Origin of the sequence: Intrasporangium sp. DVR (genome assembly GCF_040365325.1) — a bacterium.
GTDB lineage: Bacteria > Actinomycetota > Actinomycetes > Actinomycetales > Dermatophilaceae > Intrasporangium.
In genome coordinates this window covers 212,357-237,311 of the sequence record NZ_BAABZW010000024.1, presented here as the reverse complement: position 1 = coordinate 237,311, position 24,955 = coordinate 212,357, and the positions used below count along the sequence as shown (strand labels likewise).

Sequence of the window (24,955 nt, the reverse complement as noted above, 5' to 3'; positions counted from 1 at the left end):
ACCGGAAACGATGCGGCATCAAACCCGTGCCGGTTCACCGGCCCAGCCCGCCGGGGAGATCAGGACCTGCAGGACGGGTTGCAGGGTCCGGGTCGCGGCTCTGCCACCGACCAAGGCGCTGGCTTCCGCCACGTGGGTGATGGCGTCGAAGGCCCAGCCTTCGAGGACCACCGCTTCGGTCGATCGGTCGCGGGCCACGGTCACATGGGTGACGCCGAGGGCAGCGAGACGGCCGGCGGTCGTCACGTCGAGTGCTGCGACCTCTCGGCGCCCATCGACCAGCACGACCAGCATCGGCATCACGCTCGCCTCCTGTCGCCTCGATCGGTACCACCGACGCTAGAGACGCAGACGCACAGAAGGTATCCGGGGATCTCCCTACTTCTTCTCGCCGGCGGCTGCCGCGTCGAGGTCGTCGGCATACCGCGACCCGAGCTCTGCTCGGTTGCGCACCGCGAGCTTGGCGAGCACTCGCGAGACGTGTTGCTCGACCGTCTTCGGCGAGATGAACAGCGTGCGGGCGATGTCGACGTTGCGGGCACCCCTGACGGCGAGACAGGCGACGTCGAGCTCACGACGGGTCAGGCTGGCAACGGGTGAGGCGTCCGCAGCGGGTCTGCGGGGCGGGGCCACTCGTCGCGCGCCGATCGCCCGGAGCCGTTGGTCGACGAAACCCTGCTCGGAGATGGCGCCCAGCTCCTCGGCCAGTCGTGACGCGGCGGACCACACCTGTCTCGCCGCGACCCGGTCCGCACCCGCAAGGACGGTGCCGAGGTCGATCAGGCCCCACAGCTCTTCCAGCCTCGTGCCCGACGCAGCTGCGGAGGCGATCACCTCACGCAGCAGTTCTGACGTCTCGGCGTCCCCTCCCGCGGCAGCCAGTGCGGCGTCAGCCCTGAGCCGGTGGAACATCGCGCGGGCATCGGGGTCAGGCCACTGAGCGTCCCAGGCGCGCAGGAGGCGGCGGGTCGCGGCCACCTCGCCGACGCGGGCAAGCGCCTCGGCGCCGATCACGTGGAGGTCGGCGCCGCACCGGACACAGCCGGCGCTCCGCGCGTCAGCGTCAGCGGAGTCGACGAGCTCCACGACGAGGTCCCTTGTGTCGGCGGGCGCAAACCGTGCGGACCACAACGCTGCTCGCTGCCGCAGGATGATCCGATAGTGGGGGTTCTCGTGGTGGTCCGCCTGCTGGCGGAGCGACTCGACGGCCGTGCGCCAGTCGGTCGACGACGCCTCGATCACCTCCCGCAAGCCGCACAGCCACGTGTCCGCGGCGTCGACCGACGCGCCGACGCGCTCGCACAACCGACGCGCGTCCTGATGCAGCTGTCGAGCCTCAGCCACTCGGCCCAGGTGGTAGACGACGAGAGCCAGCTCGAGTCCGGCGTAGGCCTCCATCCCGGGGTAGACCTGCTGGTGAGCGGCCCGCCTGACCTCGACGGCCCGGCTCTCCGCCTCCTGCCACCGGTTGAGGAGCCGCAGGGCCACGCTGAGGAACAGCCGCGCGTCGAGGTGCCGCTCGCCCATCCCCCTGGTGGCCTCGACCAGCTCGTCGGCGATGTCCAGCACCTCCGTCAGGTCTCCGGCCATCAGGTGCGACACACGTTCGGCGTCCACCGCCTCGACGTAGGCCTGACGGGCGGTTCGAGGAAGGGACTCGAGGGAGCCAGCCCGTGCGAGGAGGTCTCGGGCCGCGGTGATCGCTGCCGTCCGGTAGGGCCGCGCTGCGAGGGCGTCATGCTCCAGCCAGGCCAACCGGGCGAAGTCGAGGGCATCCGCTCCCACGTGGGTCCACGGGTCGTCCGAGCCGGCGCGTCGGGCGCGTGCGAGCAGGGCACTGGTCTCCGCGACCCGACCGAGCTCAACCGCGTGGCGTGCCGCAGCGAGCGCAGCCGATGCCCGGTCGGCGCCGTGCGGCAGGGTCTCACTCAGCTGTGTCAACCGCCGCAAGGCGAAGTCGCTGTCGCCGATCTCCTCAGCCAGGTCGGCCAGCGCGCGGTCGAAGGCGAGCCGTTGGGCGCCATCGGGGTTCGGCAGGTCGGCGACGGCGGCCAGCCGGTGCAGTCCGGACTGTCCGAGGACTCGACGCTGTGGCGACCTCGCGATCTCCAACGCCAGCTGGGTGCTCACTACACCGGCCGCACCCTCGTGCTCGAGGGCCTCCATGAGCACCTGGAGGTTCCCGGCTGCCCGCCGCTGAAGGACCGCGGCGAACTGGCGATGGAGGCGTCGGCTCTGCTCGTGGGGAAGCTGGCTCAGCGCTGCGGTGCGCACCAGGTCGTGGGCGACTCGGAACCATCCCGCCTCGGCGATGACGACGCCTCGGTTGATCAGCTCGCGCAACGCAGCGGCCACCCGCGCCTCGGGCCACGCGAGCACCTCGCCGAGCTCGAGGGGGTCGGCGGGCCGCCCGCCGATCACGGCAGCGGCCAGGCATCGCGTCGCGTCGGAGCCCAACACCCGGAGCATCGCCGTGATGGCGGTCGAACGCACGCCCGGGTCGGCGCCGGCCCGGATCGCCAGCTCGATCCAGAAGGGTGAGCCGGAGGCGGCGGAAGAGATCCGCTCCGCCTCGACGGAGGAGAGACCCGGACGCAGCCTCTGCGCCAGCTCGGCACCCTCGGCGCGGGCCAACGGACCCAGGGTGAGCTGCGCACAGTGGCCCGAATCCGCGAACAGGTCCTGGATGGACGCGACGAAGGCGGCGGAGTCCGGGCCCGGTCGCGTCGCGCAGACCATCAGCACACCCTCGTCGTCGTCGAGGGCGGCTCGCATCAGATAGTGGACCAGCGCCCGGGACAGGTCGTCGAGCCATTGCAGGTCGTCGATGACGAGTGCCGGGTCGGTCACCTCCCGGAGGGCGCGGTGGGCGGCCTCGAAGAGCCGGGCCGGCTCGACGCTGCCCAGCTCCGGGCCGGCAGGGACCAAGAGGGCTTGGAGCTGACCGACGGCGCGCCCCAGCTGGTCGATCTCGCGCAGGAACGGGAGCGCCGCACCCAGGGGAACGTGCCGCTCCGGCTCGAAGCCCGTCATCCGAAAGACCCGATGGTTGCGCAGCAGGTCGGCGGCCGCCGCCAGCAGCCGCGTCTTGCCCATCCCGGGGTCACCGACCACGACCGCGGCCGCGGCGCCGCCGTCCTGCGCGCGCACGAGCGCCTGCAGCGTCGACAGCTCTTCGGTCCGACCCACCAGCGCGCCGGCCCGGGCAACTGGTCCCATGGCACTCCCGGTCCGATCGGCAGCGCCGATCCATCCCAGACTAGGCCGCGGTCGCCACCGCGTCCCGGGTATGCCGCCAGCCTTCGAAGGCGGGTGCGAACGGGAGCAGCGCTCGACCGTCTGTCACGGTTGGTGCGGAATGCCGGAAAGATCAGGGCCCCACCTTCACCAAAACCGTGGCACTCGCAGGTCGGCAGTTCTACCGTGAAATGAAATCGTTTGCCCGAGTGGGGATTTGGCCGGGATGCGATGAAGTGGGGGGAATGTGACCGGGTGCGAGCGCGCCCTTCGCCCCGTCCGCCTCGACGCACTCACGGCCGGGGACGTCAGCACCGTCCGCTCGGGAGGGGGGAGGTGGGGTTCGCCCGCCTGCGTGGGGAGCAGGCCTGACAGTCGTCAGGGGGAGTGCGTCCATCCGTGGCGCACCGATTCATCACGATCAAGGAAGTGGTCCTATGCGCAGACTGCTCGCATTCATCGCGGTCTTCACCGCCTCGCTGCTCTTCGCTGCTCCGGCGGCGCTGGCAACGAGCCCGCACTTCGTCCGGGCGGCCGGGTCCATCAACGGGGACGGCTCGCTCACGGTGTCGTTCAAGGAGGCCGGCCTCGGCACCAACCAGAACATCAACTACACGCTCAGCGCGGACGCCTCGGTCACCTACGTCTGTGTCAACAAGGGCGGCGCCAACCCGTCCGCGTCGAACAAGACGACCATTGCGGGCCCGGTGAGCGCCTCCGGCACGTTCAGCTCGGGAAAGAACGGCCAGGTCACCGCCTCACTGACCGTCGACCCACCCTCGCCGGGAGACTTCTCCTGCCCCAAGGGCCAGACTCGGCAGATCGCGTCCGTGTCGTACTCCAGCGTGACGCTCGCCGACGCGACCAACGGGATCACCGAGAACCTCGGCACGTTCGACTCGGGCTGCCTGCTCCCGCGCGTGCGCGGAGCCTGCTGACCGTCCTCGACGGGGGTGGTCCCCGAGCCCATTCGGGGACCACCTCACGTCAGGCAGACCGTGATTGGTTCCCGGTCGACCAGGGGTCAGCCGCGCCGGGCGCGGACGACGGCGGCCCAGGCGTGCTCGTGCACGCGGTGCGTCCGTGAGATCTCGATGTCCTGGAAACCGGCGCCCGTCAAGGCTGCCCGGTAGTCGGCGTCGGTCAGCGCGCCGGCGATGCAGCCGGTGAACGCCTCCATGTCGGCCCGGGTCGCCTCGTCCATGTCCTCGTCCGCGACGACGTCCGACACGGCGAACCGGCCGCCGGGCCGGAGCACCCGGGCTGCTTCGGCGAGGACCACGGCCTTGTCCGCGGCGAGGTTGATGACGCAGTTGGAGATGACCACGTCGACCGAGCCGTCCTCGAGGGGGATGTCCTCGAGGTAGCCCTCGATGAACTCGACGTTGTCGACGCCGGCCGCCCGGGCGTTGCGCCGAGCGAGCTCCACCATCCCGGTGGTCATGTCGAGCCCGATTGCCTTGCCGCCCGGTGCGACTCGCTTCGCGGAGATGAGCACGTCACCCCCCGCGCCGGAGCCGAGGTCGAGAACGATCTCTCCGGGGTGCAGGTCGGCCACCGCCGTGGGAACGCCGCATCCGAGCGACGCCTCGACGGCCTGCTCGGCCCCCTCGATCGACTCGTCCTCGTACAGCGCCGAGCCGAACACGGCCCGCCCCTGGTCGTTGGTGGTCAGGTCGACGAACGTCGTGGACCCGCAGCATCCTCCGCTCGAGGGCGCGGACGCCTCCTTGGCGGCAGCGGCGTACTTGGCGCGAACGGTCTCACGCAGGCTCTCGGTCATGGCTCTTCCTTCTCTGGGAGGGTTCGGTCGGGCCGGCTTGGGGCACAGCGCTCGTCGGGCTGCAGCACGAGATCACCGGGCCGTTCATGATCGCGGCGGAGGCGCCCGGCAGGGCCGTCATGCAGGCGGCGTTGACGGAGTAGTACGTGCTCGTGCCCCGGCGATCCGCGATGACGAAGCAGGTGCGAGCCAGCGCCGCAAGGTGGTGGCTCACGGTCGACTGGGACAGCGGGAACGTCGCCACGATGTCCTTGACGGGCACTGGCGCCGGCTGACGCGCCAGCCAGGCCAGCAGCTGAACCCGGGTGGCGTCGGCGAGGGTGCGGAACCACTCTGCGTACTCCTCGGCGTCGTCGCGCCCCATGATCTCGTCCATCGATTATCGACGATAGTCGATCAACGGGCTCCGAGCAAGAGGCAGCGGGGCCCCGCACCCTCGTCAGGCGACCGGTTCCACGACCGCTCGCTCCCCGGGCATGCCGGTCGCGTGGACGACGGACGCTCCTCGGCCACCAGGCCACTCACGAAAGTCGCGGAAGGCCATCGGCAGTCCGCGAGCGACGGCCAGGTCTGCGTTGTCCATGACCTGGAGATGGACGTGGGGCTCGGTGGAGTTCCCGGAGTTGCCGCAGTCGGCGACGTGCTGCCCTTCGGTGACGGCCTCGCCGACGGCGACGCGCAGCGACCGGGCCTTGAGGTGCACCATCGCGACGAAGCCCCGGTGCTGCCCCAGGGAAAGAACCAGGTGGTTGCCTGCGATCGCGCCGATCCCGGCCTTGAGCCGGGCGCGCTGGCTGAGCGCGTAGGGCACGAGCGCCAGCTGCGACCGTCGCGCCTCGTGGTCGACCTCACCGTCGTGGACGGCGACGACGACGCCGTCCACGGGCGCGAGGAGGGGCTTGCCGAAGCCGACGAACCGGTCGGGTGGCTCCGTCGCGAGCCACGTCCGCCAGTCCCGGCGCGACGCGCTGCGGCCCCGGTCGTCGACCGCGACGAAGTCGATGGCGTAGGTCTCGCCGAAGAGGTCGACCCCGTGGCTCGGCAAGCGCCGGGCCGGGCTGTTCTGAGCCATCCACGGACCGTCGAAGGGCAGCCGGAGGACGATCGGCTCGGCGGAGACGGGTGGCGGGGGACCCTCGGCCATGTCGGCCACCCTAGAGGGCCGACGCCGCCTCCCTTCGAGCAGACCTCCGAGCGGGCCGGAGAGCCGCCACGGAGCCCGCACGTGGGCGCGGACCGAGCCCAGCGGCATACGACGTGATCCGTATGCCGCTGGGCTCGCCGCCGAGCGCCCCCGCGCTCAGGTGGGCGGTGGGGTTTGCGTGCGGCGGGGTCTCTGGTGGGGGATGGCCTCGAGCGGCAGGTCGTGCCGGCGGGCCCACTCGACCCACTCGGCCGTGGTCCGGCCCCGGAAGGCGGCGGCGATGGCCTCGCGGTCGCTGCCCCCGAGCAGCTCCTGGAGCCGGGTGAGGAAGTGCGGCTCGAGCGCCGCGCAGGCGACGAACCCGTCCTTCGCGGCATAGATCGCGTAGCCCGGCAGGGCGCCGCCGAGGATCCCGCCCGGCGCGGTGAGCCCGTGCCGCAACGGGTCGGCCATCCCCTCCGCGGCGACCGACAGCGCGACCTCCTGGTGGCTGCCGACGCCCGACCGCTCTCGGGCGAACAGGGCGGTCACCGCGGCCGTCGCGGCCCGCTCAGCACCGGCCAGGTCGGCGACGAGGGTGGCCGGCAGGCGCGGGGACCCCTCGTCGGCGAAGATCAGGCCGTTGACCGCCTGGTAGGTGAGGTCGTGGCCGGGGACCTCGGCCTCCGGCCCGGGGTGCCCGACGATCGCGACGTGACACAGCCGCGGATGACGCGCGTGGATGCTCGACCAGTCGAGGCCCAGACGGGTGAGGGCGGAGGGCCGGTGCGACGTGATGAACACGTCGGCGGCCGCGAGCAGCGCCTCCATCGCCACGACGCCCTCGGGAGTCTTGAGGTCGAGGGTGACGACCTCCTGGCCGGCCGTCAGCTCCGCGTAGTAGTCCGGGGCGACGCGCGTGATGAGGTCGCCCGACGGCGGCTCGACCTTCGTCACGGTGGCACCGAGCGCCGTCAACCGGGCCGCGGCCACGGGCCCCGGGATGTTCGTCGCGATGGTGACGACCGAGATGCCGTGGAGGGGAAGGGTTGCGTCACTCATGTCGTTTCAGCGGCGCCGACGTGAGGTGCCGAAGATGCTCCGGGTGATCTCACGGCCGATGACCGTCCCCGCTGACCGCAGCATGGACCGGAACGCCCCCGAGGAGACGACCTGCTCGACGAGGCCGGGGTCCTCCTCGGCTTGCCTGGTGCGCGTCGACGGGGTCGTCGCGGGCGCCGGGGCCGGCTCCTCCTGCGGGCTCGGTGCGCTCTCGAGCCGCTTGGCCAGCAGCTCGTAGGCCGACTCACGGTCAGCGACCTCGGCGTACTTCGTGGCGAGCGGAGAGCGAGCGATGATCGCGTCGACTGTGGCCTGAGGGGCTGGGTCCATGAGGGAGTTGGGCGCCTTCATCCGGGTCCAGGCCACGGGGGTGGGCACGCCCTTCTCCGACAGGACGGTGACGACGGCCTCCCCGATCCCGAGGGACGTGAGCAGCTTCTCCATGTCGTACTGCGTGTGCGGGTACGTGGCGATGGCCTGCTTGAGGGCCTTGGCGTCATCGGGGGTGAAGGCACGCAGGGCGTGCTGGACCCGGTTGCCGAGCTGGGCGAGCACGTCCGGCGGCACGTCCTTGGGCGACTGGGTCACGAAGAAGACCCCCACGCCCTTGGACCGGATCAGGCGGACCGTCTGCTCGATGGCATCCATGAACGGCTTGCTCGCGTCGTCGAAGAGCAGGTGTGCCTCGTCGAAGAAGAAGACGAGCTTCGGGCGGTCGAGGTCGCCCTCCTCCGGGAGGTCGTGGAACAGGTCGGCGAGCAGCCACATGAGGAAGGTCGAGAACAGCTGCGGGCGGTCCTGGACCTGCGGCAGCTCGAGGCACGAGATGATCCCCTTGCCGTCGCCGGTCGTGCGCAGCAGGTCGTTGGTGTCGAACTCGGGCTCGCCGAAGAAGGCATCGGCGCCCTGGTCGGCGAAGGTGATCAGGTTGCGCAGGATGACGCCCGCGGTCGCGGACGAGAGTCCTCCGAGCTCCTTGAGGTCCGCCTTGCCCTCGTCGGAGGTCAGGTGCGTGATGACGGCCCGCAGGTCCTTGAGGTCGAGCAGGGCCAGGCCGTTCTTGTCGGCGTAGTGGAAGATCAGGCCGAGGCTGCTCTCCTGGGTGGCGTTGAGGCCGAGCACCTTGGACAGCAGGACCGGACCGAACGACGTGATCGTCGCGCGCACCGGGATGCCGCTGCCCTGGCCCCCGAGGGAGTAGAACTCGGTCGGGTAGCCGCGGGCCTCCCACGGCATGCCGACCGACGTCGCCCGGTCAGTGATCTTCGCGCCGCCCTCGCCGGGGCTCGCCAGACCGGAGAGGTCACCCTTGATGTCGGCGAGGAAGACCGGGACGCCCGCGTCGGACAGCTGCTCGGCCATCAGCTGGAGCGTCTTCGTCTTGCCCGTGCCGGTGGCTCCGGCGACGAGCCCGTGCCGGTTGAGCACGGTGAGTGGGATCTGCACGGCGGCATCGGGGTGTGCCTCCCCGTCGAGCACCGCGGCGCCGAGCTTGATGACACCTCCCTCGAACGCGTATCCGGCGATGATCTCGTCGAGCTGGGTCGCTGCTGAAGCTGGGTCGGTCACGCATCGCACTCTAGCCACGGGGAGGACCTCTCGGTGGGGTGGACACGGGCTGGTCTGACGGGGACGGGACCCGAGCAAGTCCCCGGCTCGGTCGGAACCCTGCCTATAGTGTCGAGGTGATTTTCAAGGCCGTCGGCGACACCCGTCCCTACCCCGACCACGGCCTCGTGACGGCCAAGGACTGGTCCAACGTCCCGCCGCGCGTGGTCCAGCTCGGGGAGCTCATCACGACCAAGAGCACGCTCGACCTCCGCGGCCTCCTCGCCGACGACTCCACGTTCTTCGGAGACCTGTTCCCCCACTGCGTGGAGTGGGAGGGCCAGCTCTACCTCGAGGACGGCCTCCACCGGGCACTTCGGGCCGCTCTGCAGCAGAGGCCTGTTCTCCACGCCCGAGTCCTCGTACTCTCCTGACACGGGCTCTCCCGACGCGCACGGGGGAGCGTCACGGTGGGTTTGCCGCGGGTAGAGGAGTCCCATGAGCCTGGTCGACGATGCCGACGCTCTGGAGTTCCGCGCCCGCCGCCGACGGCGCGCGACGGTGACCCTGGCGGTCCTCCTGCTCGGCCTGGCCGGCGCCTTCTACTACGCCTCGACCTACTTCCGCGAGACGACGCCGCGGCCGGGGCCCTGCACCACGGTCGTGGCCCAGGCGCCTCTCACGCCCGCCGACGTGACGATCAACGTCTACAACGCGACGGGTCGGCAGGGCCTTGCCCTGGCGACGTCGAAGCGGGCCGCGGACCGCGGCTTCAAGATCGCCAACGTCTCCAACGACCCGCTGAAGAAGACCATCAAGGCGCCCGCGCAGATCCGCTACGGCCCCGCCGGTGAGGAGTCGGCCAAGCTGCTCGCCCAGCACGTCAAGGGCGCCGTCCTCGCTCGTGACAAGCGCAAGGGGGACACGGTCGACCTCGTCCTCGGCAACGCGTGGAAGCAGTTCGGTCCCGCCCCGACGGCGACGGCGACCGGGCCGGCCCTGCCGCCGTGCCCCACAGTGACCATCGAGGGCTGAGCGACCGGACCGCCAGCCGCGCCGCAGCACGGCGCCGGCTCCCTCTCGTGGCCCCTCTCGTGTCACCCACGCGCGACCGCTCCCGTCCCGCGGGCGCGGAATCGTGGTCCGCCCGTGGACTCACCCTTGCCTGGGGACATACGGATCATTAAGGTCATCGGACATCGTATGTCGGATGACGCGATGAGGTCCTGATCTTCAACGTGGAGGAGCAGTTCATGCATGTACGTCGCGCGGCCCTGGCCGGCCTCGCTCTCTGTCTGGCGACACCCGCAGTGGTCGCTCCGACTGTCGCCACGGCGGCAGAGGAGCCCGGGATCTTTCGGACCGACCTCGACCACACGGGCGACGGGTACCCGGTCTACCGCATCCCCGCCCTGACGACATCGACCGAGGGGACGCTGCTCGCCGCCTACGACGGGCGGCCCAACTACGGCGACGTCCCGAACAACATCGCCCTCGTCCTGCGCCGGAGCACGGACAACGGCACCACCTGGCAGGACCGGCAGGTGGTCCGCTACGAGCCCGGCAAGCCCGGGTTCGGGGACCCGAGTCTCGTCACCGACCGGCAGACGGGGCGGATCTGGCTCTTCCACGCAGCCTCGATCAACCAGGGGTACTTCGGCTCGAGCACCGGCAACGACGACTCCGACCCGAACGTCCTGCACGCAGACGTCAGCTGGTCCGACGACGATGGCCTGACCTGGGAGCACCGGCGCCTGACGAGCGAGGTCAAGGACCCGCGGTGGGCCGGGCTCTTCGCCGCCTCGGGCGAGGGCATCCAGATCACCCGGGGTCCGCACCGCGGCCGCCTCGTCCAGCAGTACGCGGTCCGCTACCAGGGCGGCAACTGGGCGGCCAGCCTGATCAGCGACGACCACGGGGAGACGTGGCGTTTCGGCAAGCTGCTGGGGCCCGGGATGGACGAGAACAAGGTCGTCGAGCTGTCCGACGGTCGACTCATGCTCAACTCTCGGGCCGCGGGCGGCTACCGCAAGGTCGCCTTCTCGAACGACGGTGGTGAGACCTGGTCCGGCCTGCACGCCGACGACGAGCTGATCGACCCGCAGAACAACGGGTCGATCATCCGCTATGACGCCGAAGCAGCCCCGAGCTCACCTGATGCGAGCAAGCTCCTCTTCAGCAACACGGCGACCCAGAGCGGGCGACGCAACCTCACCATCCGCCAGTCCTGTGACAACGGCGTCACGTGGCCGATCCGCAAGGTCGTGGAGCCCGGTGCCGCCGAGTACTCCACCCTGACGCCCCTGGGTGACGGGCAGTTCGGCCTCCTCTACGAGCGGGGCGGCTACCAGCACATCAGCTTCGCCCGCTTCGGCGACGACTGGATCGACGGCGTGTGCGCGCCCGTCACGAGCCGCACGCAGGCCCCGGGCGAGCCCGGAGGGACCGCCGAGGTCGAGGTCACGGTGACGAGCCAGGAGACCGGAGCCATCGACGGAGGCCGGGTCGTCCTCGACCTGCCGCCCGGGTTCACGGCGCCCGAGGTGCCGGTCGCGAAGCTCGAGCGCGGAGCGAAGGCCACCGTCCGCGTCCCGGTCCAGGTGCCCGAGGGCGTCGCGACGAACGCCTACCCCTACACGGTCACGTTCGTCAGCGACAAGGGGTCCTCGCACGGCAGCGGCAGCATCGTCGTCAAGGGCGGCAACCTCGTGCTCAGCGACACGACGCAGCGCAGCTACGACGGCGCGACCATCACCGACCTGACCGACCAGGTCGACGCCGTGAAGGACCTCACGGGAGGTGCCGTGACGGTGCGGTTCAGCACGACGTCCCGGCCGGCGGTGGGGACGCTCCTGTCGCTCGCCGACCCGATCAGCGCCGTGCGGGATGTCATCGTCTCGCTCAACGGCGGTCGGCCCTACGTCGAGGTGCGCACCGCAACGAGCGTCTATCCCGTCCGGCTCCAGAGCAACGTCGACGTGGCCGACGGCCAGGTGCACGAGCTGATCGCGGCCAGCAACGCCGGCGTGACGTCCCTGATCCTCGACGGCGACGTCATCGCCCAGGCCAGCGGCCAGGGCTTCTTCGCCGACGTCACGGCGCTCACGCGGCCGCACACCCTCAACCCGAGCGGAAAGCCCAACCTCACCCTCGGAATGAACCGCGGACACTTCTCCGTCAACGGCGGACCGGCCGCCCCGAACAACCGCTGGGGCTTCGTCGGCACCATCCACGGCGTCGAGGTCTCCAACGACCTGCGGTCGGGCGAGGAGCTCGTGCCGGCCTCCGGCATCTCCATCGCCTCGGTCTCGAGCGAGGAGACCCTCGGCGAGGACGGCCGAGCCGTCAACGCCGTCGACGGCAACCCGGCGACCATCTGGCACTCCAGGTGGACGGGGACGCCCGCCCAGTACCCGCACCAGATCACGCTCGACCTCGGCGAGGAGCAGCCGCTCACCGCCCTCCGTTACCTGCGTCGTGCCGTGGGCACGAACGGCGACATCGCCGACTACGCGGTCTCCGTCAGCCGGGACAACACGAGCTGGACGCAGGTGGCCACCGGCAGGTTCGCCTCGTCCAAGGGAGAGGAGGAGGTCCGGTTCGCCCCGCACAGCGCGCGCTACGTCCGGCTGGAGGCGCTCAGCGCAGTGAACGGTCTGGACTTCGCCGCGGCCGCGGAGCTCCGTCCGGTCCGGACGCGCTGACGTTCCGCCGACACGGAAAATGACCGGCGCGTGACCCCGACGGGATCACGCGCCGGTTCCTTCCGAGTGCTCAGAGATCGGCGAGGGTGGCGACGAGGAGGGCCTTGATCGTGTGCATCCGGTTCTCCGCCTGGTCGAAGACGATCGAGGCCTCGGACTCGAAGACGTCGTCGGTGACCTCGAGCTCCTTGAGCCCGAACTGCTCGTGCACGTCCCTCCCGACCTTCGTCTCCAGGTCGTGGAAGGCGGGCAGGCAGTGCATGAACCGCACTCCGGGGGTGCCGGTCAGCTGCAGCAGCTCGGCATTGACCTGGTAGGGGGCCAGCAGGTCGATGCGCTCGGCCCAGACCTCCTTCGGTTCGCCCATGGACACCCACACGTCGGTGTGGACGAAGTCGACGCCCTTCACACCCTCAGCCACGTCCTCGGTGAGGGTGACCCTGGAACCACACTCAGCGGCATACGACCTCGCCTGTGCCACGACGGCGTCGGAGGGCCACAGCGAGCGTGGCGCCACGATCCGCACGTCCATGCCGAGCATCGCCCCCATGACGAGGAGCGAGTTGCCCATGTTGAAACGCGCGTCGCCGACGTAGGCGAAGGCGACCTCGCTGTCCGGCTTGGCCGCGTGCTCCCGCATCGTCAGCGCGTCGCAGAGCGACTGGGTCGGGTGCCAGTCGTCGGTCAGGCCGTTCCAGACGGGGACTCCGGCCCACGCCCCGAGCGTCTCGACGACGTCGTGCCCGGCGCCGCGGTACTCGATGCCGTCGTAGTAGCGGCCGAGCACCCTCGCGGTGTCCTTGATCGACTCCTTGTGCCCCATCTGCGAGCCCGCTGGGTCGAGATAGGTGGTGCTCGCCCCCTGGTCCGCCGCCGCCACCTCGAAGGCGCATCGCGTCCGCGTCGAGGTCTTCTCGAAGAGGAGCGCGATGTTGCGCCCCTCGAGGCGTCGCTCCTCACGACGCTCCCGCTTGGCCGCCTTGAGCTCAGCCGCGAGGTCGAGCAGGGAGCGGAACTCGTCCGGCGTGAGGTCGGTCTCCTTGAGGACGTTCCGGCCGTGGAGCCCGCGGAGCGTGCCGAGGCCGGAGAGTGCAGCGAGGGTCATGACCTGATGCTTCCAGCCCATCAGGCGGGCGGGCAAAGGAATCTCACCGAGTGTGACCAACGTGCCGACAAGGCGACCGGGATGAGCACGAAGGCCCCCCGTGCGCTCGCACGGGGGGCCCACTCGGTGGCGGAGGATGGGGGATTTGAACCCCCGAGGGTTTTATCCCAACACGATTTCCAATCGTGCGCACTAGGCCACTATGCGAATCCTCCGTCGGGCAGGCTACCGGAGTCGGGCCGCTTCGATGAAATCCGCGGCCCCCCGGACCAGTGGGTCCTTCAGGGTCTCATCAGCCGTGACCTGGGTGCCCGCTCCATCGCCTTCCTCGTCGTCGTGGCGCTCGCCGCCGAGCGTCGGCTGCCCGCGCACGTCAACGGTCTGCGGCGCGCCGTGGTGGAGCCGACCACGGCGGAAGCCCCATTTCAGGTTGACGAGCCCAGCGGCATACACTGACCGTCGGCACCCCGCGTGGTGGTACCTCCCCGAACTCCCCCAGGGCAGGAATGCAGCAAGGGTAGGAGAGCTCTTCCAGGTACGCGGGGTGTCCCTGTTTCCCCGGTGGCGACGGGGTCGGATGCCGCTCCGCTGCGTCCCCCGGTCGTCTCCCCCGAGAGGTTTGACCCATGTCTGCGATCGCACCGCCGACCCCCGCGGTCCGCACGGCACGCAACGCTGTCTTCACGGCGTTCGCCGTCAACGGTGCCGCCTTCGCGGCGTTCGCCTCGCGCGTGCCGGACATCAAGCACGAGCTCGGCCTCACCGCCGGCGAGCTCGGCCTCACGCTGTTCGCCCTGTCGATCGGGGCCGTCGTCGGCCTGCCCCTGTCGGGGTGGTTCGTCCACCGCTTCGGGGCGGCCCGCTCCACGCTCGGCGCGGCGCTCGTGCAGAGCATCGGCCTGGTCGCGGTCGGCATCGGGGTGACGGCCCTGGCGAGCCGCGGTGTCGCGATGGCCGGGCTGGTTCTCGTCGGCGTCGGCACGGGGGTCTTCGACGTCGCGATGAACCTCGAGGGCGCCTCGGTCGAACGCCTCCTCGGCCGGTCGATCATGCCGCACTTCCACGCGGCGTTCAGCGGCGGGACGGTCGTCTCCGCGATCATCGGCGCGGGCCTCTCGTTCCTGCACGTGTCCGTGCTCGTGCACGTCATCGGCACGGTGGTGCTGCTCCTCGCCGTGACCCCATGGTTCCTGCGCGCCTTCCTGCCCCGTGATGCGGAGGACGACCAGTCCGGCGAGCGGACGGGCGAGGCGAGCGCGAACGCGGGTCGCGGCAAGGCCGGTATCGCCGCAGCCTGGCGGGAGCCGCGCACGCTGCTCATCGGTGTCGTCGTCTTCGCCGCCGCCTTCACGGAGGGCACGGCCAACGACTGGATCGGCGTCGCGTTGTCCGACGGCTACGACCTGCCCCGGTGGGCCGGCGTCCTCGGGTTCGCCGTGTTCCTGTCCGCGATGACGGGGGGCCGGATCCTCGGCACCCGGCTCCTCGACGAGCGGGGCCGCCTGCCGGTGTTGCGGGTCCTCTTCGTCGCGGCCGTGGCCGGCAGCATCCTCGTCGTCTTCGGTGGCCCGGTCGTGGCCTTCATCGGCGCCGCCATCTGGGGGGTCGGGGCCAGCCTCGGGTTCCCGGTCGGGATGAGTGCCGCGGCCGACGAGCCCCGTCGCGCACCCGCCCGGATGAGTGTCGTGTCGACCATCGGCTACACGGCCTTCATCGCCGGCCCGCCGCTGCTCGGCTTCCTCGGTGACCACGTCGGTGTCCTGCGGTCGCTCGTGGTCGTCGGGGCGATGGCCGTGCTGGCTCTGGCCGCGCTCCCCGCTGTGCGCGAGCCGAGCCACTCCTGACCCGGCGTCAGGTGTGCGCGGGCCGCAGGCAGGTGAGCCTCAGAAGTACTCCGTCAGATAAGGTTTGCCGGCGAACATCGCGTCGAGGGCCCGGTCGGTCTCGGGCCGACCACCGCTGACCAGCCCGGCCAGCCGGAGGCGTGAGACGCTCCACCCGCACCACAGGCCCGCCAGTCCGCGTGCTCCCAGCCGGGTCGGCTCGTGATCGGAGTCGTATGCCGCTGGGCTCGCTCCCGCCCGACCGGTGCCGTCGGGCTCGCCGACCCGGTCTGCTCGACCGGAGCCGGCGTCGACCGAGATCGTCCACGTGCCGGAGTTGGCCGGGACCTCGGGATCCTCCACGACGACCTCGGCCGACGCCGTCACGTGCGGTGAGAAGCCACGCGCTGCCATGGCGCCCCGGAGGTCGAGCACCCGGAGCATCCAGACGTGCTCGCGCACGTCGAGCTCAGGCACGTTGCCGAGGAGGAGGCGGCCAGGATCCCGCGGGTCGAGGTGGCCGCGCACCGTCGGCGCAGCGGACGAGCCGGACCCGACCACCGCCCACAGCGCGGCGGTGGCCTCGGGTGACTCGCCGACGATCTCCTCGACCGTGAGGACCTCGTCCGCGAGGGAGTACGAGACGAAACCCCTCGGCCCACCGGCCGCATCGAGCACGTAGCTGATCTGCTCCTCGTCCTCGAGGTAATCGCGGCACGTGTCCACCGTGGGCAGCATCGGGCCGCTCAGCGCGTGCCGCGCGTGATGGTCCCGGAGCAGGGAGTGGACGAGCTCGGCGTCGCCGGGCCGGGCTGGCCTCGGACGCAACCCACCACTGCGGGAACGGACAGCGCGGACGTCGTGAGCGGCATACGAGTAGCGGGGTTGGACCCCGCCCACCTCGAAGCCGACGCCACGGTAGAGCTCCGGGGCGGTCGGGAACAGGCACGAGACGACGTCACCGAGCTCGACCATGCGGGTGATGAGGCCACGCATGAGCAGCGAGGCGACGCCCTGGCCGCGCGCGCTGGGCTCGGCGTAGACCCCCGCGACCCCGCCCATGCGCAGGTGACGGCCGCCCCACGCCTGCTCGAAGGGCAGCGCCCGGCCCGTGGCGAGCATCGTGTCCGCCTCGTCGACGACGGCAAGCATCCGGTCGGGGAGGACCTCCTTGGCCAGACCGTCCCACCAAGCCTGCCCGCCCGTGCCGAGCGGGCCGAAGGACCGCCGCCGGATGGCGAGGGCGGCAGGCAGGTCGGCTTCGGTGACGTCTCGGATCCGCAGGTGGCTCACCCCCGGGACTCTAGGGCCCGGACCTCCTCGGCTCGACCCGACCAGAGTGCGATGGCCCACCTGCTCGAAGAGGGAGGCCGCCCTGGATGCGCACAACCGGCGGCGCGGACGTCCGCGGTGATGACCCGGACCATCCCCGTCGTCACTCTACGAGCGAGGTCAGCCCTCGCTGCCCACCGGTGGGCCCACGACGAGAGCCAGCCCCGCGAGCGCGGCGACCGCGAGGAGGCCGACGGTCACGGCGACGGCCGGGCGAGCCACCAGAGAGGCGACGAGCCGCTCCGCCGGCGTGGCCGGGGCGTCGGCGGCGTGGCTGAGGCGCCAACCGCCCTCGAGGCGGCAGGCCCGCTCGAGCCGGCGCTCCCACCACACGGTGAGGAACGGCGGGACAGCGAGGACCAGGCCGAGGACCAGCTCGCGCATCGTCCACCGCTGGTTGACCCAGAGCAGGAGGGTGACCAGGGCGAAGCCGATGAAGACGACCCCGTGCACCAACCCGAAGACGCGCACGCCCAGGTCAGTCGTGCCGGTGACGTACTTGAGGACCATTCCCACCAGCAGCAGGGCCCAGGTCACCATCTCGGCGAGCGCGATTCGGCGGTACAGGGTGCGGGGCGACATGGGTCTCCTACCAGGTGTCGTAGCAGCGGCACCCCATCCTCGGCAACACACCCGCTCATCGACAAATCACCCCGGCTGCACCAGGTGCCGGCAGACGGTGAGCGGGTGTGTTGCGGGGCGGGCGAAGGGCGGGAGGGCGGGGAGCGAGCGGGCGTCCACAAGCCGGCTCAGCGGCATACGACATCGTCGGTGAGGGCGGTTAGGGTTTCGTCCATGGCCACCGCCCTGTACCGCCGCTACCGGCCCGAGAGCTTCGCCGAGGTGATCGGACAGGAGCACGTGACGGAGCCGCTCATGCAGGCCCTTCGCACCGGCCGCGTCAACCACGCCTACCTGTTCAGCGGTCCCCGCGGGTGCGGCAAGACCACGAGCGCGCGGATCCTCGCCCGGTGCCTCAACTGCGAGCAGGGGCCGACGCCGGACCCGTGCGGGGTCTGCGATTCGTGTGTCGCCCTGGCCCGTGGCGGGGCGGGCAGCGTCGACGTCATCGAGATCGACGCGGCGAGCCACGGAGGCGTCGACGACGCGCGTGACCTGCGCGAACGCGCCTCCTACGGTCCCGCCCAGAGCCGCTTCAAGATCTACATCATCGACGAGGCGCACATGGTGACGACGCAGGGCTTCAACGCCCTGCTCAAGATCGTCGAGGAGCCGCCCGAGCACGTGAAGTTCGTCTTCGCGACGACCGAGCCGGAGAAGGTCATCGGGACGATCCGGTCGCGCACCCACCACTACCCCTTCCGGCTCGTGCCCCCGGCCAAGCTGACCGCCTACATGGAGAGCCTGCTCGAGCAGGAGGGCGTGGCCGTGGCCCCCGGCGTGCTGTCCTTCGTCGTGCGGGCCGGCGGAGGGTCGGTGCGCGACTCGCTGTCCGTCCTCGACCAGCTCATCGCCGGCTCCGGCCCCGAGGGGCTCACCTACGAGAGCGCCGTCTCGCTCCTCGGGTTCACCGACGGTGAGCTGCTCGACGCCACGGTCGACGCGCTCGCCGCGGGCGACGGGGCGGCGACGTTCCGGCAGATCGACCGGGTCATCGAGTCCGGTCTCGACCCGCGACGGTTCATCGAGGACCTCCTCGAGCGGCTCCGCGACCTCATCATCGTCGCGGCGGTGCCGGAGGCTGGGCAGGTCCTGCGCGGCGTCCCGGAGGACCAGCTCGAGCGGATGCGGGTGCAGCAGGCGGCATTCGGTCCCGGTGCGTTGTCCCGGGCGGCCGACATCGTCAACGCCGGGCTCACCGAGATGACCGGCGCGACCGCGCCCCGCATGCAGCTCGAGCTGATCTGCGCCCGCGTGCTGCTCCCCGCGTCGTCCGGTGAGGCCGGCTACGGCGCCCGCCTCGACCGGCTCGAGCGCCGGCTCGAGGTCGGCGGGGTCCCGAGCGCCGCGGCTCCGTCCCACGGCCCAGCCCCAGCCCGTATGCCGCTGAGCTCGCCCCCACAGGCACCCCCCGTCCCAGCGCCGCCGGACCCCGCCGAGTCGAGTGTGCAGAACGCGCCGGCCCCTGCCGACTCGAGTGTGCAGAACGCGCCGGCCCCCGCCGACTCGAGTGTGCAGAACGCGCCGTCGTCGGCTCCCGGTGGGATGGACACCGATGCGATCCGCCGAGCCTGGCCGGAGGTCCTCGGCCGGATCTTCTCGCGCCGCCGCATCACGTGGACGTTCGTCTCTCAGCACGCGCAGGTGATGGGCTACGACGGCACGACCCTGACTCTGGGCATCGCGACGGCCGGGTTGACCAACACGTTCCGATCCGGCAACCACGCCGAGATCGTCCGCCAAGCGCTCATCGACGAGCTCGGCGTCGATGCCGTCGTCGACGGGGTCCATGTCGCCGATGTCGGGGGGGCCGGCCACGCGTCGTCCCCCGGCGCCCCGCCCGAAGGATCCGGTCCGCCCGGACCCCGCCCGGACCCCGAGGATCCCCGTGGCGCCGGCGCACCGGCAGACCCTGCGGACTCCGGCCCCCCGCCCGCGGTGGGCGGTTCGGCAGACTCGCGGGAGTCGTCGGCGCCTCCACCGGCCCGTCCACCGACGCGTCCAACGAGCCGGCCGCCCGCCGGTGGGCCCGCACCGGCTGGCCGCTCCCTCGAGGACAACGCCGGCTGGGGCAGCGTGAGCGCCCCCGCCCCCGAATGGGCGACGCGACCATCGACCGGCGCCGCGACCCAGTCAGAGCGAGAGGGTCCGCCACCTGTGAGGTCCGCGACAGCGCCCGGGGCGAGCGCCGTCCGCGAGTCCCTCGGCGCGGCTCGGCGCGGCGGTCTCAGGTCACCGGGCGAGCCGCCGGCCAAGGCGGTCGCGCTCGGCCGGGTGACCGACGACGCGGCCGTCAGCGACGACGACGAGGACATCGAGCTGTCGGGCGACGTCGGCCGGGCCGTCATCGAGAAGGTCCTCGGCGGACGAGTCATCTCGGAGATCGACGACTGACCCCTGCCCGGCGTAGCGTCGGACCGTGTTCGACGTCGCCGCTGACGCCTACGGACGCTTCATGGGGCGCTACTCGGAGCCTCTTGCGGAGCAGTTCGTCGACTGGGTCGGGGTGCGCCCGGGGGAGCGGGCGCTCGATGTCGGCTGCGGTCCCGGCGCGCTGGCGGCGCGACTCGTCGACCGGCTCGGGACGGCGGCGGTGTCCGCAGTCGACCCGTCACCGCCGTTCCTCGACGCAGTTCGGGCGCGACTCCCCGGCCTCGACGTGAGAGCTGGAGCTGCCGAGCAGCTGCCCTTCGCCGACGACACCTTCGACCATGCGCTGGCGCAGCTCGTCGTCCACTTCATGGGGGACCCCGTGGCCGGCATCGGGCAGATGGCCCGCGTGACCCGTCCCGGCGGTTCCGTGTCGGCCTGCGTCTGGGACTTCGCGGGCGGTCGCGCCCCACTGTCCACCTTCTGGCACGCTGCGACTGACCTCGACCCGGAGGCGCGGACCGAGGGCGACCTGAGCGGCGCCCGCGCCGGCGACCTCGAGCGTCTGCTCGAAGGCGCGAACCTGACCGGGGTGCGATCGGGGGAGCTCGTCGTGCGGCTCGCCCACCAGAGCTTCGACGAGTGGTGGGAGCCCTACACCTACGGCGTCGGCCCGGCCGGCGCGTATGTCGCGTCCCTCCCGGAGCACGCGCGCGTCGCCCTCCGGGAGCGATGCCGGCAGCTGCTCCCCGAGTCGCCGTTCGAGCTCGAGGCCACGGCGTGGGCTGCGTGCGGAACAGTCTGAGGTGGGCACGAAGAACGACATCCCCGGCTGACCCCTAAAGTGAGCGCCATGTTCTACAGCCTCGGTCGAGGGGTGCTCGTGCCGCTCAGTCACGCGCTCTACCGGCCGACCATCGAAGGCAAGGACAACGTTCCCCGCAAGGGCGGCGTCATCCTGGCGAGCAACCACCTGTCCTTCATCGACTCCTTCGCCATCCCGCTCGTGTCGCCTCGCCAGGTCCGCTTCCTGGCCAAGGAGGACTACTGGACGGGCAACGGCGTCACGGGGGCGCTGCAGCGGGCCTTCTTCGACGCCGTCGGCATGGTTCCCGTGAACCGGCACTCGCCGACCGCGGCCCAGGAGAGTCTCGACAAGGGCCTCGAGGTGCTTCGGGCCGGGGACGCCTTCGGCATCTACCCGGAAGGGACCCGCTCGCGGGACGGTCGGCTCTACCGCGGTCGCACGGGCGTGGCCTGGCTCGCGTTGAACGCCCAGGTGCCCGTCGTGCCCGTCGGGCTCATCGGCACGCAGAACATCCAGCCGGTCGGGGCCAGCTTCCCGACGCTCGCGAAGGTGACCGTCCGCTTCGGGACGCCGATCGGGGTCGAGGCATACCAGGGAATGCCGGCGGGGCGGGCTCGCCGGCGGCTGACCGACGACGTCATGGACGCCATCGCGTCGCTCACCGGCCAGGAGCGGGTCGACGCCTACAACGAGGTGCCCGGCGGCGCAGCCGAGGACTGAGCGGCGCGGCCGCGTTCCGCTCCTGCACGGGAGCGGTCGGTCCTGGGGCATAGGCTGCAGGGGTGTACGAAGGCGCGGTCCAGGACCTGATCGACGAGCTCGGCCGACTTCCCGGCGTGGGTCCCAAGAGCGCGCAACGCATCGCCTTTCACCTGCTCCAGGCGGACATGGACGAGGTCACCAGGCTCGTCACGGCGCTGACCGAGGTCAAGGCCAGGGTGCGCTTCTGCGAGGAGTGCGGCAACGTCGCGGAGGCGGAGCGCTGCCGGATCTGTGCCGACTCTCGCCGGGACCACACCGCGATCTGCGTCGTCGAGGAGCCCAAGGACGTCGTCGCGATCGAGCGCACTCGCGAGTTCCGCGGTCGGTACCACGTGCTCGGCGGCGCGATCAGCCCCATCGACGGCATCGGCCCCGACGACCTGCGGGTGCGCGAGCTGATGCAGCGGCTTGCCTCGGGGGAGGTCCAGGAGGTCATCATCGCCACGGACCCGAACCTCGAGGGAGAGGCCACGGCCACCTACCTCTCGCGGCTGCTGCGCGACGTGGGGGTCACGGTCACGCGGCTCGCCTCCGGGCTGCCGGTCGGCGGCGACCTGGAGTACGCCGACGAGGTGACTCTGGGCCGCGCGTTTGAGGGTCGCCGGCGGGTCGACGCCTGACCCGGCCACCCGGCAGACTGGACCCGCGAGCGAGACCCAGCTCAGCGGCATACGACACGCCATTACCGGCAGGGGGCTGACCACATGACGACCGACGACACCGCCCACGAGGACACCGTGCGCGGCGAGGCCGACGCCAGTGCGACGGACGAGGTGAGCACCGCGCACGACGAGCTGAGCAGTCTCGCCGACCTCACGGCCCACGAGGCGAGCGCCTTCCTCACGGCCGTCACCGAGGTCGCCTCCGGGAACTCTCCCGACACGGCCATCCCGCTGCTGACGCTCGCGCTCTCCCAGATCCTCGGGGCAGGGGCGCGGCTCGGTGCGATCCAGGACGTCGTCCTCGAGGAACGCTTCGAGGCGGACCCGGGCCCTGACGACGACCCGGACCCGCTGCGTGACGGGCTCGCCAACCTGCTGGTGGGCATCGACGACTACGTCTACGTCGTCGACCCCGTGACGTCGCCCGAGCGGGTGGACGGCTCGATCACGAACGACCTCGCGGACATCGCCCTGGCCCTGACCCATGGCCTCAAGCACTACGCGAGCGGGCGCACGGTCGAGGCGCTCTGGTGGTGGCAGTTCAGCTACCTGTCGTCCTGGGGCGACCGCGCGCTCGCGGCGATGCGGGCCCTGCACTCGATCCTTTCCCACCTCCGGCTGGACGCCGACGAGGAGCGCGTCTCCGAGGCGGAGTTCGACGCGCTCCACCCCTGAGCGCCCACCGGTCCTCTCAACCCCTGCCGCACTGACCCGTCCCACGAATCAGTGCGGGTTGTTGTTCGGTCGACGGTCGCGGCATGAGCCGCGCCGCGACTCACGCACTGACCCGTCCGGCGGGTCAGTGTGTGAGCAGGGCCTCGGGTCAGTGTGTGAACAGGGCCTCGGGTCGGTGTGTGACCCGTCCGGCGGGTCGGTGTGTGAGCAGGGCCTCGGGTCCGGGTGCGGCGCAAACAGGGGGCAGGGCCGGGGCGGTGTCGGTGGGGCGTGGCATGGTTTCTGCGGGGCAGAGAAGGGTGAACCATGCCATCTGCCAATGCGTTTCGCCGATCCTTCGAGGGCGCAGAGTCCAGCCAGGCCATGGACGTCGGGGGCCTGATACTGCGCGCTCGACGGCACGGTGACCTGAGCCAACGGGAGCTGGCCGCCGCCGTGGGGGTCTCGCAGTCGACCGTCGCCGCCCTCGAGGCCGGGGCCCGTGATCCAGCGCTCTCGCTCTTCCGCCGCATCCTCGCCGCTGGTGGGCTGCGCCTGGCCGTTGTCGACTCAGCTGGCCAGGTGGTCGCCCCGGTGTCCCCCGACACGGTGCGCGACAACGGGGGAAGGCGCCTGCCGGCTCACCTCGACGCCGACCCGCCCGACCGGCGGCCCTGGTATCGGTCGGTCTGTCCCGAGAAGGGTCGCGAGCCCGTGAAGGCGTGGTATCGGATGCGGGAGGAACGTGACCGGGTCCGTGATGGAGCCACCGACCTCCCGGACCATCCGACGCGGACCGAGCTCGAGGCGCGCCGGAGGCGCCAGCTCTACGGTCCGCGGCCACCCGCACCGGGCTCGGAGGACGCGTCGGCTCATCTGGACTGCGAGTGCGAGACGGAGTGTTGGCTCGGCACAGCGTGCGCGCCCGAGTGCCTCTGCCAGTGCGAGCCTCTCTCCGGTGCGATGGCCACGCTCGGTCGGCTGCACGTGTCTCAGGATTCCGACTCCCTCGTGGGACCTCCGAGCCGCGCCCTAGACTGCGAAGTCCGCACTCCAGGACCCCGGGAGCAACAGTGAGCATCGTCGTCCAGAAGTATGGCGGCTCCTCCGTCGCCGACGCCGAGTCGATCAAGCGGGTCGCTCGCCGCATCGTCGAGACCAAGAGGCAGGGCCACCGGGTCTGTGTCGTCGTCTCCGCCATGGGTGACACGACCGACGAGCTCCTCGACCTCGCGGAGCAGGTCTCGGCAGCACCGCCGGCCCGCGAGCTCGACATGCTCCTCACCTCGGGTGAACGCATCTCGATGGCCCTCGTCGCCATGGCGATCGCCCAGCTCGGCGAGGAGGCCCGCTCCTTCACGGGCAGCCAGGCCGGGGTCATCACCGATGATGCGCACGGGGCAGCGAGGATCATCGACGTCACGCCCGGTCGCATCCAGAGCGCGCTCGATGCCGGCCACATCGCGATCGTCGCCGGGTTCCAGGGGGTGAGCCAGACCACCAAGGACATCACCACGCTGGGGCGCGGCGGCTCGGACACGACCGCGGTCGCGCTGGCTGCCGCCCTCGCCGCCGATGTGTGCGAGATCTACACCGACGTCGACGGCGTGTTCACCGCCGATCCGCGCATCCTGCCGAGCGCCCGGAAGCTCGATGTCATCTCCATGGAGGAGATGCTCGACCTGGCCGCCAACGGCTCCAAGATCCTGCACCTGCGCTGCGTCGAGTACGCGCGGCGTTACGGTATTCCGATCCACGTCCGCTCGTCCTGGTCGCAGCGACCGGGCACGTGGATCAAGGACAACCCCTACGAAGGAGAAGGCGCTGTGGAAGCTCCGATCATCGCCGGCATCGCCCACGACCGCAGCGAGGGCAAGATCACCATCGTCGGCGTGCCGGACCGGGTCGGCATCGCGGCAAAGATCTTCGGCGCGGTCGCGGAGGCCGGCATCAACATCGACATGATCGTCCAGAACGTCTCTGCTGCCGAGACGGCGAAGACGGACATCTCCTTCACCCTTCCGAAGGGAGACGGACCCAAGGCAGTGGCGGTGCTTCAGGGCATCAAGAACGATGTCGAGTACGGAGACCTGCGCTTCGACGACGCCATCGGCAAGATCGCCCTCGTCGGCGCGGGGATGAAGTCCCATCCGGGGGTCTCCGCGAAGTTCTTCGGCGCCCTCGCCGAGGCCGGCATCAACATCGAGATGATCTCGACCTCCGAGATCCGGGTCTCGGCCGTGACGCGAGCGGACCAGCTCGACGACGCAGTCCGTGCGGTACACACCGCCTTCGGTCTGGACTCGACCGAGGACGCGATCGTCTACGGCGGCACCGGCCGCTGACGGGGCCGGCTGTCGC

At 71.1% G+C, this 24,955-nt stretch carries 23 protein-coding genes, 1 tRNA gene and 1 other RNA gene; 13 read left to right on the top strand and 12 right to left on the bottom strand.

The window, feature by feature from the left end:
- Positions 1-18: 18 nt before the first annotated feature.
- On the bottom strand, positions 19-303 hold the full coding sequence (locus ABWV20_RS17495) for a hypothetical protein (RefSeq protein WP_353357420.1): 285 nt from the start codon (positions 301-303) through the stop codon (positions 19-21).
- Between the two features lie 75 nt (positions 304-378).
- Positions 379-3,219 (bottom strand): AAA family ATPase, encoded by a 2,841-nt coding sequence (locus ABWV20_RS17490; RefSeq protein WP_353357418.1) that lies wholly within the window; start codon positions 3,217-3,219, stop codon positions 379-381.
- A 455-nt stretch (positions 3,220-3,674) separates the two neighbouring features.
- On the opposite strand from ABWV20_RS17490, the gene ABWV20_RS17485 reads away from it, so the two are divergent.
- Positions 3,675-4,175 (top strand): hypothetical protein, encoded by a 501-nt coding sequence (locus ABWV20_RS17485; protein WP_353357416.1) that lies wholly within the window; start codon positions 3,675-3,677, stop codon positions 4,173-4,175.
- An 86-nt stretch (positions 4,176-4,261) separates the two neighbouring features.
- On the opposite strand, the gene arsM is transcribed toward ABWV20_RS17485, so the two are convergent.
- From arsM to ABWV20_RS17460, 5 genes are all read right to left on the bottom strand, one after another.
- Positions 4,262-5,020: an arsenite methyltransferase gene (gene arsM, locus ABWV20_RS17480; protein ID WP_353357414.1), complete on the bottom strand. Its 759-nt coding sequence runs from the start codon at positions 5,018-5,020 to the stop codon at positions 4,262-4,264.
- Complete coding sequence (locus ABWV20_RS17475) at positions 5,001-5,396, bottom strand: ArsR/SmtB family transcription factor (RefSeq protein WP_353357412.1); 396 nt, start codon at positions 5,394-5,396, stop codon at positions 5,001-5,003. The genes arsM and ABWV20_RS17475 overlap by 20 nt, the downstream gene beginning before the upstream one ends.
- Positions 5,397-5,459: 63 nt before the next feature.
- Complete coding sequence (locus tag ABWV20_RS17470) at positions 5,460-6,164, bottom strand: M23 family metallopeptidase (RefSeq protein WP_353357410.1); 705 nt, start codon at positions 6,162-6,164, stop codon at positions 5,460-5,462.
- Between the two features lie 156 nt (positions 6,165-6,320).
- The gene (locus ABWV20_RS17465) at positions 6,321-7,205 is read right to left on the bottom strand and encodes a CoA transferase (RefSeq protein WP_353357408.1); all 885 of its coding nucleotides are present in this window, start codon (positions 7,203-7,205) and stop codon (positions 6,321-6,323) included.
- 6 nt (positions 7,206-7,211) lie between these two features.
- Entirely contained in the window at positions 7,212-8,774 is a 1,563-nt protein-coding gene (locus tag ABWV20_RS17460; protein ID WP_353357406.1) for a helicase HerA-like domain-containing protein, read from the bottom strand.
- A 116-nt stretch (positions 8,775-8,890) separates the two neighbouring features.
- On the opposite strand from ABWV20_RS17460, the gene ABWV20_RS17455 reads away from it, so the two are divergent.
- The 3 genes from ABWV20_RS17455 (at position 8,891) to ABWV20_RS17445 (ending at position 12,457) form a co-directional block, all read left to right on the top strand.
- The gene (locus tag ABWV20_RS17455) at positions 8,891-9,187 is read left to right on the top strand and encodes a type II toxin-antitoxin system VapB family antitoxin (RefSeq protein WP_041307157.1); all 297 of its coding nucleotides are present in this window, start codon (positions 8,891-8,893) and stop codon (positions 9,185-9,187) included.
- 64 nt (positions 9,188-9,251) lie between these two features.
- On the top strand, positions 9,252-9,788 hold the full coding sequence (locus tag ABWV20_RS17450) for a LytR C-terminal domain-containing protein (RefSeq protein ID WP_353357403.1): 537 nt from the start codon (positions 9,252-9,254) through the stop codon (positions 9,786-9,788).
- A gap of 218 nt (positions 9,789-10,006) precedes the next feature.
- Positions 10,007-12,457, top strand: coding sequence for an exo-alpha-sialidase (locus tag ABWV20_RS17445; RefSeq protein WP_353357401.1), 2,451 nt, complete (start codon positions 10,007-10,009; stop codon positions 12,455-12,457).
- Positions 12,458-12,527: 70 nt separating this feature from the next.
- Here ABWV20_RS17445 and argF read toward each other — a convergent pair whose 3' ends face one another.
- The 3 genes from argF to ABWV20_RS17430 form a co-directional block, all read right to left on the bottom strand.
- Positions 12,528-13,562 carry an ornithine carbamoyltransferase gene (gene argF / locus ABWV20_RS17440; protein WP_353357399.1) on the bottom strand — a complete coding sequence of 345 codons (1,035 nt, stop codon included), beginning with the start codon at positions 13,560-13,562 and terminating at the stop codon, positions 12,528-12,530.
- A gap of 127 nt (positions 13,563-13,689) precedes the next feature.
- Positions 13,690-13,777: transfer RNA gene (locus ABWV20_RS17435), tRNA-Ser, on the bottom strand.
- Positions 13,778-13,787: 10 nt separating this feature from the next.
- On the bottom strand, positions 13,788-14,015 hold the full coding sequence (locus tag ABWV20_RS17430) for a hypothetical protein (protein WP_353357397.1): 228 nt from the start codon (positions 14,013-14,015) through the stop codon (positions 13,788-13,790).
- Between the two features lie 5 nt (positions 14,016-14,020).
- On the opposite strand from ABWV20_RS17430, the gene ffs reads away from it, so the two are divergent.
- Together ffs and ABWV20_RS17420 are read left to right on the top strand one after the other, a co-directional pair.
- An RNA gene (gene ffs / locus ABWV20_RS17425) (signal recognition particle sRNA small type) lies at positions 14,021-14,119 on the top strand.
- A gap of 69 nt (positions 14,120-14,188) precedes the next feature.
- Positions 14,189-15,406, top strand: a complete 1,218-nt coding sequence (locus ABWV20_RS17420) for an MFS transporter (protein WP_353357395.1) — start codon at positions 14,189-14,191, stop codon at positions 15,404-15,406.
- A gap of 39 nt (positions 15,407-15,445) precedes the next feature.
- Here the strand turns inward: ABWV20_RS17420 and ABWV20_RS17415 are convergent, their stop codons facing one another.
- Both ABWV20_RS17415 and ABWV20_RS17410 read right to left on the bottom strand, forming a co-directional pair.
- On the bottom strand, positions 15,446-16,678 hold the full coding sequence (locus ABWV20_RS17415; protein ID WP_353357393.1) for a GNAT family N-acetyltransferase: 1,233 nt from the start codon (positions 16,676-16,678) through the stop codon (positions 15,446-15,448).
- A 159-nt stretch (positions 16,679-16,837) separates the two neighbouring features.
- Positions 16,838-17,299 carry a DUF3817 domain-containing protein gene (locus tag ABWV20_RS17410; protein ID WP_353357391.1) on the bottom strand — a complete coding sequence of 154 codons (462 nt, stop codon included), beginning with the start codon at positions 17,297-17,299 and terminating at the stop codon, positions 16,838-16,840.
- Positions 17,300-17,512: 213 nt separating this feature from the next.
- On the opposite strand from ABWV20_RS17410, the gene ABWV20_RS17405 reads away from it, so the two are divergent.
- From ABWV20_RS17405 to ABWV20_RS17375, 7 genes are all read left to right on the top strand, one after another.
- Complete coding sequence (locus ABWV20_RS17405; protein WP_353357389.1) at positions 17,513-19,732, top strand: DNA polymerase III subunit gamma and tau; 2,220 nt, start codon at positions 17,513-17,515, stop codon at positions 19,730-19,732.
- 25 nt (positions 19,733-19,757) lie between these two features.
- Positions 19,758-20,513, top strand: coding sequence for a class I SAM-dependent methyltransferase (locus ABWV20_RS17400; protein WP_353357387.1), 756 nt, complete (start codon positions 19,758-19,760; stop codon positions 20,511-20,513).
- Positions 20,514-20,561: 48 nt separating this feature from the next.
- Positions 20,562-21,236, top strand: a complete 675-nt coding sequence (locus ABWV20_RS17395; protein WP_353357385.1) for a lysophospholipid acyltransferase family protein — start codon at positions 20,562-20,564, stop codon at positions 21,234-21,236.
- 62 nt (positions 21,237-21,298) lie between these two features.
- Positions 21,299-21,898, top strand: a complete 600-nt coding sequence (gene recR, locus ABWV20_RS17390; protein WP_353357383.1) for a recombination mediator RecR — start codon at positions 21,299-21,301, stop codon at positions 21,896-21,898.
- Between the two features lie 84 nt (positions 21,899-21,982).
- Positions 21,983-22,615, top strand: coding sequence for a DUF5063 domain-containing protein (locus tag ABWV20_RS17385; RefSeq protein WP_353357381.1), 633 nt, complete (start codon positions 21,983-21,985; stop codon positions 22,613-22,615).
- Between the two features lie 306 nt (positions 22,616-22,921).
- A complete protein-coding gene (locus ABWV20_RS17380) occupies positions 22,922-23,671 on the top strand; it encodes a helix-turn-helix domain-containing protein (protein WP_353357379.1) in 750 nt (249 codons plus the stop codon).
- Entirely contained in the window at positions 23,668-24,939 is a 1,272-nt protein-coding gene (locus tag ABWV20_RS17375) for an aspartate kinase (protein ID WP_353357377.1), read from the top strand. The genes ABWV20_RS17380 and ABWV20_RS17375 overlap by 4 nt, the downstream gene beginning before the upstream one ends.
- Positions 24,940-24,955 lie beyond the last annotated feature (16 nt).